Source organism: Ruegeria sp. AB7 (assembly GCF_056542625.1).
The window spans coordinates 910082-925532 of record NZ_JBQGAC010000001.1; the positions used below are offsets into that span (position 1 = coordinate 910082).

The window sequence follows — 15451 nt, forward strand, 5'->3', positions numbered from 1 at the left end:
GCCGCCAATGATTCCCCGCTATTCACGCCCAGAGATGGTCGCCATCTGGTCACCCGAGAGCAAGTTCCGCATTTGGTACGAGATCGAGGCGCACGCCTGCGACGCCATGGCCGATCTAGGCGTGATCCCGCGTGAAAACGCCGAGGCCGTGTGGAAAGCCAAGGATGTGGAGTTTGATGTCGCCCGTATCGACGAGATCGAAGCCGTCACCAAACACGACGTCATCGCCTTCCTGACCCATCTGGCCGAACATGTGGGTAGCGAGGAAGCCCGCTTCGTGCATCAGGGCATGACCTCCTCGGACGTACTGGACACTTGCTTCAATGTGCAACTGACCCGCGCCGCCGACCTGCTGATTGCAGACCTCGAAGGTCTGTTGGCTGCCCTGAAACGCCGCGCGATCGAGCACAAAGACACCGTTCGCATCGGTCGCAGCCACGGTATCCATGCCGAACCCACCACGATGGGCCTGACCTTTGCCCGCTTCTATGCCGAGATGGACCGCAACTTGTCCCGGATGCGCGATGCCCGCGCGGAAATCGCCACCGGAGCGATCAGCGGCGCGGTCGGGACGTTTGCGAATATCGACCCGCAGGTTGAAGAGCATGTCTGCGACAAGCTGGGTCTGGTGCCTGAACCGATCAGCACGCAGGTCATTCCCCGCGACCGTCACGCCGCATTCTTCGCCACACTGGGTGTTATCGCCAGCAGCATCGAAAACATCGCTATCGAAATCCGCCACATGCAGCGTACCGAAGTACTGGAGGGGGCCGAGTTCTTCTCGATGGGTCAGAAAGGCTCATCCGCGATGCCGCACAAGAAGAACCCGGTGCTGACCGAGAACCTGACCGGTCTTGCGCGCATGGTGCGTGCGGCCGTGATCCCGGCGATGGAGAACGTGGCGCTGTGGCACGAGCGCGATATCTCGCATTCCTCGGTCGAACGCATGATCGGGCCGGATGCCACTATCACGCTGGACTTTGCACTCGCGCGATTGACCGGTGTAATCGACAAGATGCTGATCTTCCCCGAGAACATGATCGAGAACATGAACAAGTTCCCCGGTCTTGTCATGAGCCAACGAGTGCTGTTGGCGTTGACCCAAGCCGGTGTAAGCCGCGAGGATGCCTATGCCATGGTTCAGCGCAACGCGCTGAAAGTCTGGGAGCATCGCACCGACTTCAAAGAGGAACTGTTGGCCGACGCCGATGTCACCGCCGCGCTGAGCCCGAAAGAAATCGAAGAGAAATTCGATCTCGGCTACCATACCAAACATGTAGATACGATTTTCGCCCGCGTATTCGGCGAATAATTCAAACTCAAACAGTGCTAAAAACTTGGCCCGGCTTGCTCAATGCAGCCGGGCCTTGTGTCTTTGCCAGATTGGCAAAAATCGGTTAATCTGTTGGCACAGTTTCCGCGAAAGGAAAACTCGATGCTACGAACTGCTCTATGCGCAATTGCTCTTATCTGTGCGGGCACCGCCGGATTTGCCTGTAACGGTAACACCAAGCAAACCCAGTCCTGTGCTGAAGGCACAATTTGGGACAGCGAAAGCCAAAGCTGCATGAAAATCGTCAATAGCTGACATTTTTATTTCCTGCTTGTGAATAAAAGCGATCAGTCAATCGTTAGCTTTTTTGAAGATCAAGCTATGATTGTAACAAGTCTCTTTGACAACGGAGTAGGAAAATGCGTCTTGTACTAGCCTCGGCCATCGCTCTTCAGGCCTTTACCTTCGCGCCCATGGCCATTGCTGCGGGTGGTGGGGACAGCAGCCCGCCCAAGCCCACCAACACCACCAAGAAATGCCTGTTTGGCCGCGTTTATGACGAGGCAGCCGGGCGCTGCGTCAAACCCAACAAGACAAATTTCACCGAAGACCAACTGTATGATGCCGTGCGCGAGTTGGCTTACGACGGGCAGTACGAAAATGCTCAGGGCATTCTGCGTATCATGGATCAAGGTGATGATCGGGTGCAGACCTATTGGGGATTCACCTATCGCAAGATGGGTGAGCTGAAACTGGCTGACGCATTTTACCAGAAAGCAATTGAATCCAACCCCAACAACATCCTCGCCCGCAGCTACATGGGTCAGGGATTTGTTACCCAGGGCAAGACCGAGTTGGCCATCGCACAATGGCGCGAGATCAAGGCGCGTGGTGGCGAAGGCACATGGGCTGAGACATCGCTGCGCGAAGCGATCAGAACAGGGCTGACATATAGCTACTGAGTTTCAGGGTTTCTTTACCCGACTCTCTATATTCTGCCTGCAACGCGAATGAGGCATTGCAGGCAGATGCAGGACACGAACCTAATGGTGCAGATGACGCCGGGCACGCAACCCCCGGTCGTTGAACAAGACGATGATGCGCCACGTGTTGTGCCGCGCGCCCTCAGCAACCGAGAGAAAGCCGCAGTTGTGGTTCGGCTGCTGCTGAACGAGGGGGCGGATATCCCGTTGGAAGAGCTTCCCGATTCACTGCAGGAACAACTTACCCACCAACTTGGACAGATGGGGTTGGTTGACCGGGTAACGTTGGCCGCCGTCGCACAGGAATTTGCCGATGCGCTGGATGGCGTAGGGCTTGCATTTCCCCATGGGCTTGCCGGTGCTTTGGACGCGGTGAACGGCAAGATCGCCCCAGCCACCGCCGCCCGGCTGCGCAAGGTAGCTGGCGTGAGGCAGATCGGTGACCCATGGCAGCGTTTGCGCGAAGTACCCTCAGAAGATCTGGCCGAGATGGCCAAAGCTGAAAGCACAGAAGTCGCCGCCGTTATGCTGTCGAAACTGGAAACCGCCAAGGCTGCCCAGTTGTTGGGCCACCTGCCCGGCCCCACAGCGCGACGGATAACTTATGCAGTCTCGAAAACGGCCAACGTGACGCCCGAGGCGGTTGAGCGGATCGGATGGTCTTTGGCCGCTCAGCTGGATCAACGCCCCGAGCCCGCCTTTCGGGATGGGCCGGGTGAGCGTGTGGGCGCGATCCTCAACCAGTCGGCCGCGGCGACGCGTGATGGTTTGCTGACCGCGCTGGACGAAGAAGACGCCGATTTTGCGGATACCGTCCGGCAATCGATCTTCATCTTTTCGCATGTGCCCTCGCGCATCCAACCCCGCGATGTTCCAGCGATTCTGCGCGTTGTGGATCAACCCGTTCTCATCACGGCGTTGGCCGGAGCCAATAGCGACGAAGACCTCGCCACGGTCGAGTTCTTCCTAGCCAACATGTCCTCTCGCATGGCGGACAACTTACGGGAAGAAATGGCTGAACGTGGCAAGGTCAAACAATCCGACAGTGAAGAAGCGATGTCGCAGATCGTTGCAGCCATCCGCGCGCTTTTGGACGAGGGCGCGATCGCACTGGTCGAGGCTGAGGAGAATGCAGAATAGTCCGGCAAGGCGCGACCACTTGTGATCGCACGATGGGGCCTGTATGTCTCGTCGCGCAGTTCACAACGCTCAGGTGTCTCTCCCCATGCCCGTCGAAAAGTCGGAACTAAGCCGATTTGAGCTTGGAAAATACTACGTCGCCAACCTGTTTCTGACCGGCGTAATCCGCGGCATGCGCCTGCTGCCATATGAGCGCCGCATCGGAGCGATGGGCGCGATTGTGCGCTGGCTTGCCCCTATTGTCGGGTTTCGAACCCGCGTGCGCCGCAACCTGAAACTCACCTGCCCAGACCTGCCCGAGGCCGAGGTCAAACGCATCTGCCGCGCCGTGCCTGACAATGCCGGGCGCGCGATCATGGAGCATTTTTCAGCCGACGGTTTCATCGAGCGACAAAGCAAGGCCAAAGTATCGGGCTCGGGTGTCGAAGCATTTGATGCCGCCGTGGCGGAAGGGCGTCCAGTGATGATGATCACTGCGCATTTCGGGCACTATCTGGCCGCGCGGGTCGCGCTGCAGGCGCGTAGCGGTAAACCCATCGGCAGCCTCTATCGCCGCATGGCAAATCCATATTTCAACGACATGTATGTCGAGGCATTCTATCAGACCGGGTCGCCCATGTTCGAACAGGGCCGCCGAGGTATGGTCGAAATGGTCCGTTCACTGAAAAGCGGAGGCATCATTGCCATTGTATCCGACCTGCATGCGCATGGTGGTGAGGAGCTGACCTTTTTCGGCAAACCCGCCGTCACCTCGGTGCTGAACGCGGAACTTGCGATCAAATACAAGGCTGTGCTGATCCCCTGCTATGCAGTGCGCCAACCCAACGGGATCGATTTTGAGATCGTCCTACACGACCCGGTCCCGCATACTGATGCCAAAACCATGACCCAGTTCACCAATGACGACCTGGAAGCGATGGTGCGTCAGCACATGGGACAATGGTTCTGGATTCATCGGCGCTGGAAGTCCTGGAGGGGACTGGGGGTCCAGCCAAAGGATATGCCCTGATCACTTAACCCGCGCTGCGGCCACGATCGGACCATGGCCACTGCGCTGGATCAGAACAACGGCAGGCAATTCCGATGACAATGTTGCGGTGAAACTCTGCGGTGTTTGGCCATCCCAGCGACCGGCAATCTGCCAATTCTCGACCACGTTTGCATAATCCAGATCATGTCCGGCCAATTCGCCACGCCGGATCGAGGTGCGACGCATCGGCGAATACTGCACAATCCGAACATCATAGGTTTCGTCGTCTGGTAACTCGATCGGAACGACATTCATGGATACTTCGTTCGCGGTACGCGTGGCACTGACCTCGGCCTCCGGCGGCGCAGTCAGGTGTGAATCGATTAGCCGGTTCAGTTCAATTGACTTGGCCCCAACCACATCCTGCTGCCCATTCACAACCATCTGCGGCGTGTAGATCATCGTCCGCCCGCCTTCACGTGCATAGGCGCGCTGACGATCGGTGTGGTCGGGATTGGCGTATTCATCTTTCCAGCCAATGTAGTCCCAATAATCCACATGCAACGCCAGACCGATTACATCATCCCGCTTGGCCAATTCATGCATGATCCGGTCTGCTGGCGGGCAGGACGAGCACCCCTGCGAGGTGAACAGTTCGACCACCACCGGATCATCCTGCGCCTGAGCCGGGGCAGCAAGAAAGAGTGAAACAAACGCGGTCGCAGCGACTGATCTGAGCATGTTTTCTCTCGATAGAGGATGATTGCCTGACAGGTTTAAGTCGGAACCGAATAAACTGCCAATCAAGGTTTCTTGAGACCTCAGACACAAGCTTTCGACAAAATGTGTGCAATGGTATACAAAAAACCACCCAAACTGCCCGTTGCACCTTGAAACAACTGGTGCGGTAATGCAGATAACCCTTAGCGAAGCCCGTATTCCAAGTCATTTGAGAGGGAGGCCACAGATGCCCATCAAGGTCGGACAGGACACCGCCAAGACACGCCGCAGCCTGAACGTGAATGGCAAATCCATTTCCTATTATTCGATTCCAGCCGCGCAAGAAGCAGGCTTAGGCGATTTTTCGAATCTGCCTGCCGCGCTGAAAGTGGTTCTGGAAAACATGCTGCGGTTCGAAGATGACGGGTTCTCGGTTTCCGTCGATGACATCAAAGCCTTTGCCGAATGGGGTGCCAACGGTGGCAAGAACCCACGTGAGATTGCCTATCGCCCTGCCCGGGTTCTGATGCAAGACTTTACCGGAGTTCCGGCCGTGGTGGATCTGGCAGCGATGCGCGACGGCATCAAGGGCCTTGGTGGGGACGCGCAAAAGATCAACCCGCTGAACCCCGTCGATCTGGTCATCGACCACTCGGTCATGATTGATGAGTTCGGCAACCCACGCGCGTTTCAGATGAACGTGGACCGCGAATATGAGCGCAACATGGAACGCTATCAGTTCCTGAAATGGGGTCAGAACGCGTTCAACAATTTCCGCGTCGTGCCTCCCGGCACCGGAATCTGCCACCAAGTAAACCTGGAATACCTGGCGCAGACCGTCTGGACGGACACGGACCAAAGCGGCGAAGAAGTCGCTTATCCCGATACACTTGTTGGTACTGACAGCCACACCACCATGGTCAACGGCATGGCCGTTCTGGGTTGGGGCGTTGGTGGGATCGAGGCCGAGGCAGCGATGCTGGGTCAACCGATCTCGATGCTGATCCCCGAGGTTGTGGGCTTTGAACTGACCGGTTCGATGGTCGAAGGCACAACGGGAACTGACCTTGTCCTGAAAGTCGTCGAGATGCTGCGCGAGAAAGGCGTGGTTGGTAAATTCGTTGAATTCTACGGCGAAGGTCTGGACCGCTTGCCCTTGGCCGATCGCGCAACCATCGCCAACATGGCCCCCGAATACGGCGCGACCTGTGGTTTCTTCCCGATTGACGGCGAGACCTTGCGCTATATGCGCAATACTGGACGCGACGAAGACCGCATCGCATTGGTCGAGGCCTACGCCAAGGAAAACGGCTTTTGGCGCGATGCCGATTACGCGCCGATCTACACCGACACTCTGTCGCTGGATATGGGCACAATTGTTCCTGCGATCTCGGGCCCGAAACGGCCGCAGGATTACGTCGCACTAACCGACGCCAAGGCCGCATTCACCAAGGAAATGGCCGAGACCTTCAAACGCCCGATGGGCAAACAAGTAGAGGTCAAAGGCGAAAACTACGGCATGGAATCGGGCAAAGTCGTGATCGCCTCGATCACCTCCTGCACCAACACGTCGAACCCGTATGTAATGATCGGCGCGGGCCTCGTCGCACGCAAAGCCGCCGCGCTGGGATTGGATCGTAAACCGTGGGTAAAGACCTCATTGGCGCCCGGCTCGCAGGTTGTGTCCGCCTACTTGGAAGCTGCGGGTCTGCAGGAAGATCTGGACAAGATCGGCTTCAACCTTGTTGGCTATGGCTGCACCACCTGTATTGGCAACTCAGGTCCGATCCAAAGGGAAATCAGCGAAGCGATTGCCGAAGGCGATCTTGTTGCCACTTCGGTTCTTTCAGGCAACCGCAACTTTGAAGGCCGCATCTCGCCCGACGTGCGCGCCAATTATCTGGCTTCACCGCCGCTGGTGGTGGTTTATGCTTTGGCTGGTACGTTGGACATCGACCTGACCTCGGAACCGATTGGACAGGATCAGGCCGGCAACGATGTCTACATGAAAGACATCTGGCCGACCCAAAGCGAAATCGCCGAATTGGTTGAGGCAACCGTGACCCGCGAGGCGTTCCAGTCGAAATATGCCGATGTCTTCAAAGGCGACGAGAAATGGCAGGAGGTCGAGGTTCCACAACAGGAAACCTATGATTGGCCACCGACGTCAACCTACATTCAAAACCCTCCCTATTTCCAAGGCATGGGGCCTGAGCCGGGCACAATCTCGAATATCGATGGTGCAAAGGTTCTGCTGATCCTGGGTGACATGATCACCACCGACCATATCTCGCCCGCCGGTTCGTTTGCGACAACGACACCTGCCGGGAAGTATCTGACCGATCGTCAGGTTCAGCCGCGCGAATTCAACTCGTATGGCTCACGCCGTGGCAACCACGAGATCATGATGCGCGGCACCTTCGCCAATATCCGCGTCAAGAACGAGATGCTGGATGGCGTCGAAGGCGGTTATACAAAAGGCCCGGATGGTGAACAAACCTCGGTCTACGAAGCATCGATGGCCTATCAGGAGCAAGGCACCCCGCTGGTCGTCTTTGGCGGCGAACAGTACGGTGCAGGTTCGTCACGCGACTGGGCGGCCAAGGGCACAGCTCTGCTTGGCGTCAAGGCAGTGATCGCCGAGAGTTTTGAGCGCATCCACCGTTCAAACTTGGTGGGCATGGGCGTCATACCGTTCGAATTCACCGATGGTGATACCCGCAAGACACTGGGTCTGAAAGGTGATGAGACCGTATCGATCCACGGGTTGGATTCAGTTGAGCCCCTGCAGGAAGTGCCCTGCACCATCATTTACGGAGATGGTACCGAAAAGACGATCACCCTGAAGTGCCGCATCGATACCGCGCCCGAGATCGAATACATCGAAAACGGCGGGGTGCTGCAATACGTGCTGCGCAATCTCGCAAAAGCGTCATAAATCAGCAGGTTGATATCCAACCTCAACCCCCGGCCCTGCGCCGGGGGTTTTGTTTTCTGGCCATTTATTCAAAAATCTGAAACTGTTGAGCAAGACAGTCTTCGGAATTTCATCACCATGAAAAAGCCCAACGCCCTATTGGTTTGCTCGCTTAGCGTCATCGCCGTGATCGGGATCTGGGGCGTCGTCGATATCGAAAGCTTGGTGACTTGGGCCAATAGCATCGTGCAACAAACCTTCCACAGTCGCGGTTGGTTCGTGATGCTCGCGGCCTCAGGCATGTTGATCGGGTGTTTGGTTCTGGCCTTTTCGCCCTATGGCAAAATCCGTCTGGGCCGGGATGATGAAGAGCCCGAGTTCTCGACCGCCACCTGGATCTCAATGCTGTTCTCCGCAGGAATGGGCGTTGGACTGCTGTTCTGGGCGGTCGCCGAGCCCCTGACCCATTTCAACTTCATCTCGGGCATGGCACCCGACTATGTCGCCGCGCAGCAGGCCATGCTGGCAACAAACTTCCATTGGGGTCTGCACGCCTGGGCGATTTACGGTTCGACCGCGCTGACCATCGCTTATTTCAGCTTTCGGCGCGGGACAGGCATGATGGTCAGCGCCCCGATCAAAAGCCTGTTTCCCGGCGAACGCTGGGCCGAGCGGGTCGGGTGGCTGTCGGATTTCATGGCCATTGTTGCAATCTCTATCGGTGTTGGCGGTTCAATGGCCATGGGCGTGTTCCAGGTTGCGGACGGGATTGCGGTTCTGGGTGGCCGGGAAACGGTTGGTGCCCTTCTGATCGGCGTTGTTTTCCTGGCGATGGTCGCAGCCTACATCCCTGCTCTGTTAATCGACCTTGGCCAAGGCATGGCGCGCTTGTCGAATGCGGCAATGCTGATCGCGATCTGCCTTGTGGCCTACACAGTGGTCCTCGGGCCTACAGAGTATCTGTTGAACACGGTGGTTCAAGGGTTCGGCGATTACGTCACCAATGTCATTCCTCGGGGCTTTCAGACCTTCACCTTCTTCGGCGATGACGTCACCAAATGGTTCAGCGACTGGACCCTCACCTATATGGTCTGGTGGATCGCCTGGGGACCTTTTGTTGGTGTGTTCGTCGCGCGTATCTCTCGCGGTCGCACGATCCGGGAATTCGTGATCGGAGTACTCTTTGCGCCCACGCTGTTCTCGATCCTTTGGTTCGGTGCCTTTGGCGGCATCGGTCTGTTCGAGGCGCTCAACGGTGCCGGTGAACTGCTGGCCTATACGCAAACAAACATCGAGCGTGTGACCTTCGCCCTGCTCGACCGTTTGCCCTTATCGCAGATCACAATACTCGCAACCGTAGCAGCGGCGTTTCTGTTCATCGTAACCAGCGTTGTAAGCGCAGCCTTTGTGCTGGGTACATTCTCGTCCCAGGGGGATGAAAACCCGCCCCCGCGCGTGCGGCTGATCTGGGGTGCATTGCTGGGCTTGTTGAGTGTTGCGATGATCCTGTCGGGCTCGGTGGAATCGGTCAAAGTCCTGATCTCACTCGGGGCGCTGCCCTTTGTGTTCATCTCGGTTCTGCTGATGGTCTGCCTGTTCCGAGGGCTACGAGAAGAGGGGCTGAGCCATGCTGATCGGTGATCTGACGGATACGCTTATGAATCTGACCACCTTTGCATTCATCGGCGCGATGATCTGGATTTTGGTCCGTAAGTAACGGCTTGAATCCCGGCCATTTTACCGATTTCCTACGATTATGGACAAAGTCGCATTGATAACCGGCGGTGCACGCGGAATTGGGCGTGCAATCGTCGAAGACCTCAGCCGTGATCACCGCGTCGCGTTTACTTGGCTGTCGAGCAAACCCACGCCCGAGCTACTGGGTGGGGATGTTCTGGCCATACGCTCCGATCTATCTGCGCCCGACCAGCCGGCTAGCGTGATTTCGCAGGTGATCGAGCGGTTTGGACGGCTGGATGTGATCGTCAACAATGCCGGCCTTGTGAAATCTACCCCCAAAGAGGAGTTTCGGGCCGAGGACCACCGCGCCATTCTGGATTTGAACCTGCTGGCCCCCGCCGCATTGTTGGCTGCTGCGCTACCACATCTGAAACGCGACGCCTCAATCGTCAATATCTCATCCATGAACGCGGTCTTGCCGCCTCGGGATGCGGTGACCTATGGGGCAAGCAAGGCTGCCCTGAATCTATGGACCCACGCCATGGCAAAGGAGCTTGGGCCAAAGGGGATACGCGTTAATGCAGTCGCGCCGGGTGCGATCAACATCCCCGAAGCGCCCCGGTCCGAGGAGTTGACCGCGCTGTTTGTCAAAGAAACCGCTTTAGGTCGCGCGGGAAAGCCCGAGGATATCGCCAAAGTCGTCAGGTTTCTGGCGTCCGATGCCGCATCCTTCATCACTGGTGAGGTTCTGGGCGTCACCGGTGGCTATCGCTTATGAGCCACCTGCGGCTTTCTCAAGTGCTGGGCGGATCGTGCTTTCGATCACCCGCTGAGTGACCGGACCAGCCCAGCGCAGGATGATCGTGCCCTCACCGTCGATCACATAGGTTTCGGGCACACCGTAGACGCCCCAGTCCAGCCCCATTCGGCCCTGTTCATCCCGACCGATACCGGCATAGGGATCGCCCAGTTCAGCAAGAAATCCTTCGGCGTTGTCCAGTTGATCTTTGTAGTTGATACCATAGACGGGGATACCCTCGTCAGACAGAGCCTGCAGATTGGGGTGTTCGACGCGGCATGGTGCACACCAACTGGCCCAGTAGTTGACCAGCTTGACCTCGCCATCACGCAATGTGGCATCATCGAAGCCCGGTTTGCCCGCGAACTCGGTCAGTACAACCGGCGGCGCTGGCTGACCCTCGCGCGCCGAGGGCAAGGCGTTAGGATCGTCGCGGAACATGCCGATGCCCGCGAGTACAGCGAAGGCGCCGAAAATCAGCGGAGGCGCGATCATCAGGGGCGAAATCTTAGCCATTGCGTGACATCCTTTGTTCAACCTTCTCCATCTCGGCCCGTACTTTACGGCCCCGGATCACGCTGAAACCCACCAATGCGATCAGAAGTCCGATTGACACGACATAGGACCACAAGACGGTATCGGCATATTTTCCAAGATCAGGCATCATCCGCTCACCCTTTCACGCGCCATAAGCGCCTTGGTCCGGCGGGCGCGAATTTCTGTGCCCGTACGATAGAAGACCAGCGCAATGAACAGCAGTACAAAGCCGATGATGCAAAGCAGCAGTGGATAGAAGTAGATATTGCTTACCTTCTCCTCAGTATCCGTGCCTGTGATCGCCCCGGCGCGCATCACCGAAGCCCCCTGATGCAGCCCCTGATTCCAGAAGTTCACCGCATACCGGCTGAGGAACGCAAAGACCGAACCCACAAGGCAAAGGACCGAGGTCAGGTCAGCCGCGGTGTCCGGGTCTTCGATGGCCTCCCACAGGGCGACATAACCTAGATAGAACAGGAACAGGATCAGGAACGATGTCAGGCGCGGGTCCCAGGCCCACCATGTCCCCCACATGGGCTGCCCCCAGATCGCTCCGGTGGCCAATGCGATCAGCGTCATCACGATGCCAATGGGCGCAGCGGCACGGGCAGCCAGCGCACTGACATGGTGGCGACGCACCAGCCAGACCAGCGAAGTTGCCAGCATCATCAGCCAGCAATTGATCGCCATCAACGCGGCGGGCACATGCAAATAGATGATCTTTACGGTCGAGCCTTGCTTGTAGTCATCCGGGGTGAAGAAAAAGCCCCAGATCAATCCGACGACCAGACAAAGACCTGAGCTGATCCAGAAGAACGGAAGGACCCGTTCGCTGGTCGCGAGGAACTTACGCGGGTTGGCGTATTCCCAAAGGGCATTGGCTTTGGCTGCGATTGTCATGGGCTCTATCTAGTCCGAGTCGGCGTGGTTCTCAATTGACCTCTGTCAAGCTTTGTGGCCATCACCTAAGATTGATGCGCAGTACCGCTGCGCTGGCAAAGGGTAAAAGTGCGACCGTTGCGGCGGTAATCCCTGCCAGCATTAGCAGGGGCGTTTGCGTCTCCATGCCTGTCGCACCGCGTCGGGCGACCTCGGCTCCGAAGATCAAAGTCGGCACGTAGAGCGGCAAAACCAGAAGCGACAGTAGCAGACCGCCCCGTTTTAGACCAACAGTAAGGGCCGCGCCAAAGGTGCCGATAACGCTCATCGCCGGAGTACCGAGGAGCAGTGAGATCACTAGCCACGAAAACCCGGGTACAGGCAGGTTTAGCAACACGCCTAGGAACGGCGCGGCCAGAACCAGCGGCAATCCGGTGGTTAGCCAATGGGCTAGCGCTTTGACGGTAACAACCGATTCCAACGGAAGCGGCGCGGTCGCGAGCAGATCAAGCGAGCCGTCTTCCCAATCCAGCGCCAGAAGGCGATCAAGTGACAGCAGACACGCCAAAAGCGCGCCCAGCCAAAGAACGCCCGGTGCGATGGTCGAAAGCAGCGAAGATTGCGGGCCAACCGAGAATGGCACCAAAACGGTGACGATCAGGAAGAAAGCAAGACCGAGGCCAAAGCCACCCCCCGCACGGAAGGCCAATTTCAGATCACGCAGCAATAAGGCGATCACAAGAAACCTCCGTCGAAATCGTCGATAGGTTTGGGCTTGGCCTTGTTGGGGCCAACGTCCAGAACCTCTCCGTCCAGTCCAAGATCAATATGGGTCGCAATCAGGGCCGAACCACCCTGCCCCAGATGCGCGCGCACCGCATCCGCAAACATCTGCACGGCGTGACGATCCAGCGAGACCGTCGGCTCGTCCAGCATCCAGATTGGGCGGCCAGTAACCAACATGCGCGCCAATCCCAGACGCCGTTTCTGCCCCGCCGAAAGGTTGCCCGCATGGCGGTCAGCCAACTCGTTCAGCTCAAACGCATCAAGGGCGTGCTGGATATCACGGGTGCCAAAGACCGACGCCCAGAAGTTGAGGTTTTCGACAACGGTCAGGGTCGGTTTTAACCCGTCGGAATGAGACGCGTATGCGATCTGGTCTTCTGCCCCGACGATTTGCCCTGCCAGCGGCGGTTGCAGGCCCGCAAGCGTACGCAGTAATGTTGTCTTTCCGATCCCATTCGGTCCCCGCAGGATCAGCGCCCTTCCTGCCTCGAGCGAGAAGCTCAGCCCTTCGAGCACGGGAACTCCGCCGCGTGCGATGGCCAGATCGGTTACCTTTAAAGTCATGAAGCCCGCTTAGCGGATTGTGCGTGTGGGCAAAAGGTCGGAATTGCCGCAGAGCGGCCGGTTGGGTCGCAGTGAGGGGCCAGCCCCTCACACTCCCCAGGATATTTTTAGCCAGTGGAAGAACAGATCCTCAGACCGGGATCAGCGCAAGCGCAACGCGGCGGCCTTCGGAAAGCAGCACGTTGTAGGTGCGGCAGGCCGCCGGAGAGTTCATGATTTCGACACCCATACCTGCCTCTTCCAATGTGGTGCGCAAGTCGGCTGGGATGTGGGTCAGTTCTTTGCCCGTACCGATGAACAGAACATCGACATGTTCGGACAAGGCCAGCAGGGTCTGGGCGTCGGAGTAACCCGCCCAAGCCGATGTACCAGTGGGGCCGGTCAGGACTGCCCCATCATGAACTTCCCCGCCTATCCGAAAGAACCCGGGGCCATAGCCATCAACCGGCTGAGCGTTTGTATATGTGATCTCGTTCAGGCGCATGTGCAGGGTTCTAGCCCCAAAGCGGCAGGCCGGACAAGGCCGCTGTTGCAATCACCAGATAGGCTGCGGCGCGGTAGAGGTTCTCGTACTCGGGTCGGAACATCCAGCCCCCCAGCCAGTTGCCCGTGATGTTGGGAACCGCAAGCGCAAGGCCCAATCCGATGCTCGCGATCGAAAGACGCCCCATCCCGCCAAGATATCCAAGGATCAGCAAATCGAAAGCAAACAGGAACAGTAGGATCGTCGCGCGGATGATCTCAACCGGTAAGGGCCGTGACATATAAAACAGGATGACAGCAGGCCCCGGTATCCCGGCTACCCCGCCCAGTAGCCCTGCAGCCCCGCCGATCGCAGCAACCATGCCACGCGATACCGCTCCCCGGTAGCGCAGACCAAAAACCAGAACGGCCAGCATCGACAATGAAATCAGGCTGACGATATAGCGAAACACTTCGGGATCGGTCCGGGTTAGCAGCCATAAGCCAACCGGTAGAAGTAGCGCGCACCCGACCAGAAGGCGCATCAGATCTGCCTTGTCAACAACCGTCCATGCGCGGCGCAGGTTCGGGATCGGGCCAAATAGGTCCATGACCGTCAGCGCGATGATGGCACCGAAGGGGCCAAGATACGGGCTGGCGATGGGCAGGAAGATCAGGGCCGTCCCAAAGCCGGAGAACCCACGCACGATGCCCCCAACAAAGGCGGCGAAAATAATAACGGCCAGACCGGTTGGGGTCTGGCCGAAATACTCAGGCATCAATGTTGGCAAACTGGTTGCCCGCCGTATTCGACGGCTTCGACCAGTCGCGCTTGACCCCCAGCCACAGCAGGATGGTCGAGGCCACGAAGACCGACGAATAGGTCCCGACGATCACGCCCCAGATCATCGCGAAGACAAAGCCTCGGATCACGTCTCCGCCCAGTACATAGAGCGAGATCAGCGCCAGCAGCGTGGTCACAGAGGTCATCACCGTCCGGCTGAGCGTTTCGTTGATCGAGATGTTCAGCACCTCTTTGAGGTCTTTCTTCTTGTACTTCCGCAGGTTTTCGCGAACCCGGTCGAAGACGACCACGGTGTCGTTCAGCGAATAGCCGACGATAGTCAGTAGAGCGGCGATGATCGCCAGGTCAAAACGGATTTGTAGTTCCGAGAAGATGCCGATGGTCAGGATAACGTCATGCACCAACGCGGCGACCGCCCCGAGTGCGAACTGCCATTCGAACCTAAGCCAGATATAGACAAGCACTGCGCCAATCGCCAAGGCGACTGCAATGACCGCGGTCTGGATCAACTCACCCGAAACCTTGGGGCCAACCGATTCGACTGAGACGAACTGGATATCCGGCGCGGCGACGGTCAGCGCTTCTTCGACGGCTGTGACGGTTGCGGCCGCCACAGCTTCGGCCCCGTCCTGTGCCTGAATGCGGATCATCGCGACGTTTTCATCCTCGCCAAAGGTGGGATCAAAAATCTCGGTGATGGTCACATCGCCAAGCTCAAGCGGCGCGATGGCGTCGCGATAGGCGCCGACGTCGATCTCTTGCGCGCTTTGGGTCCGGATCGTGGTGCCGCCGCGAAAGTCGATGCCGAAGTTCAGCCCTTGCAGCAGGAATGACGTGAATGCGATCACCATCATCAAACCCGAGATGCCCAGCCAGACCTTCCAACGGCTAAAGAAATCGAACGAGGTGTTTTGGGGTACGAGTTTCAGTCTCATG

At 57.8% G+C, this 15451-nt stretch carries 16 protein-coding genes; 7 read left to right on the forward strand and 9 right to left on the reverse strand.

Going from position 1 to position 15451, the window contains the following annotated elements:
• Window positions 1–7 precede the first annotated feature (7 nt).
• The 4 genes from purB (at window position 8) to ACR0EN_RS04610 (ending at window position 4405) form a co-directional block, all read left to right on the forward strand.
• On the forward strand, window positions 8–1312 hold the full coding sequence (purB, locus tag ACR0EN_RS04595; protein WP_170422262.1) for an adenylosuccinate lyase: 1305 nt from the start codon (window positions 8–10) through the stop codon (window positions 1310–1312).
• Between the two features lie 380 nt (window positions 1313–1692).
• On the forward strand, window positions 1693–2235 hold the full coding sequence (locus ACR0EN_RS04600) for a tetratricopeptide repeat protein (RefSeq protein ID WP_170817933.1): 543 nt from the start codon (window positions 1693–1695) through the stop codon (window positions 2233–2235).
• Between the two features lie 84 nt (window positions 2236–2319).
• Window positions 2320–3396: a flagellar motor switch protein FliG gene (locus tag ACR0EN_RS04605; RefSeq protein ID WP_480585694.1), complete on the forward strand. Its 1077-nt coding sequence runs from the start codon at window positions 2320–2322 to the stop codon at window positions 3394–3396.
• Between the two features lie 85 nt (window positions 3397–3481).
• Window positions 3482–4405 (forward strand): lysophospholipid acyltransferase family protein, encoded by a 924-nt coding sequence (locus tag ACR0EN_RS04610; RefSeq protein ID WP_170396406.1) that lies wholly within the window; start codon window positions 3482–3484, stop codon window positions 4403–4405.
• On the opposite strand, the gene ACR0EN_RS04615 is transcribed toward ACR0EN_RS04610, so the two are convergent.
• Window positions 4406–5107 (reverse strand): DUF1223 domain-containing protein, encoded by a 702-nt coding sequence (locus ACR0EN_RS04615; protein ID WP_480585396.1) that lies wholly within the window; start codon window positions 5105–5107, stop codon window positions 4406–4408.
• Window positions 5108–5333: 226 nt separating this feature from the next.
• On the opposite strand from ACR0EN_RS04615, the gene acnA reads away from it, so the two are divergent.
• The 3 genes from acnA (at window position 5334) to ACR0EN_RS04630 (ending at window position 10461) form a co-directional block, all read left to right on the forward strand.
• Complete coding sequence (acnA, locus tag ACR0EN_RS04620) at window positions 5334–8024, forward strand: aconitate hydratase AcnA (protein ID WP_170626640.1); 2691 nt, start codon at window positions 5334–5336, stop codon at window positions 8022–8024.
• Between the two features lie 117 nt (window positions 8025–8141).
• The gene (locus tag ACR0EN_RS04625; protein ID WP_170403204.1) at window positions 8142–9644 is read left to right on the forward strand and encodes a BCCT family transporter; all 1503 of its coding nucleotides are present in this window, start codon (window positions 8142–8144) and stop codon (window positions 9642–9644) included.
• Between the two features lie 115 nt (window positions 9645–9759).
• Window positions 9760–10461, forward strand: coding sequence for an SDR family NAD(P)-dependent oxidoreductase (locus tag ACR0EN_RS04630; RefSeq protein WP_480570282.1), 702 nt, complete (start codon window positions 9760–9762; stop codon window positions 10459–10461).
• On the opposite strand, the gene ACR0EN_RS04635 is transcribed toward ACR0EN_RS04630, so the two are convergent.
• From ACR0EN_RS04635 to secF, 8 genes are all read right to left on the reverse strand, one after another.
• Window positions 10456–10998, reverse strand: a complete 543-nt coding sequence (locus tag ACR0EN_RS04635; protein ID WP_170396396.1) for a DsbE family thiol:disulfide interchange protein — start codon at window positions 10996–10998, stop codon at window positions 10456–10458. The genes ACR0EN_RS04630 and ACR0EN_RS04635 overlap by 6 nt on opposite strands.
• Entirely contained in the window at window positions 10991–11149 is a 159-nt protein-coding gene (gene ccmD, locus ACR0EN_RS04640) for a heme exporter protein CcmD (RefSeq protein WP_170422269.1), read from the reverse strand. Before ccmD ends, ACR0EN_RS04635 begins: the two co-directional genes overlap by 8 nt.
• The gene (locus ACR0EN_RS04645) at window positions 11146–11919 is read right to left on the reverse strand and encodes a heme ABC transporter permease (RefSeq protein WP_170396395.1); all 774 of its coding nucleotides are present in this window, start codon (window positions 11917–11919) and stop codon (window positions 11146–11148) included. The genes ccmD and ACR0EN_RS04645 overlap by 4 nt, the downstream gene beginning before the upstream one ends.
• A 61-nt stretch (window positions 11920–11980) precedes the next feature.
• Window positions 11981–12637 (reverse strand): heme exporter protein CcmB, encoded by a 657-nt coding sequence (ccmB, locus tag ACR0EN_RS04650; protein WP_170396393.1) that lies wholly within the window; start codon window positions 12635–12637, stop codon window positions 11981–11983.
• Window positions 12634–13248, reverse strand: coding sequence for a heme ABC exporter ATP-binding protein CcmA (gene ccmA, locus ACR0EN_RS04655; RefSeq protein ID WP_170403218.1), 615 nt, complete (start codon window positions 13246–13248; stop codon window positions 12634–12636). Before ccmA ends, ccmB begins: the two co-directional genes overlap by 4 nt.
• 130 nt (window positions 13249–13378) lie before the next feature.
• Window positions 13379–13732: an Mth938-like domain-containing protein gene (locus tag ACR0EN_RS04660; RefSeq protein WP_170565867.1), complete on the reverse strand. Its 354-nt coding sequence runs from the start codon at window positions 13730–13732 to the stop codon at window positions 13379–13381.
• Between the two features lie 10 nt (window positions 13733–13742).
• Complete coding sequence (locus tag ACR0EN_RS04665) at window positions 13743–14501, reverse strand: TSUP family transporter (protein ID WP_480585399.1); 759 nt, start codon at window positions 14499–14501, stop codon at window positions 13743–13745.
• A complete protein-coding gene (gene secF, locus ACR0EN_RS04670; protein WP_170396385.1) occupies window positions 14482–15450 on the reverse strand; it encodes a protein translocase subunit SecF in 969 nt (322 codons plus the stop codon). Before secF ends, ACR0EN_RS04665 begins: the two co-directional genes overlap by 20 nt.
• Window position 15451: the final 1 nt, after the last annotated feature.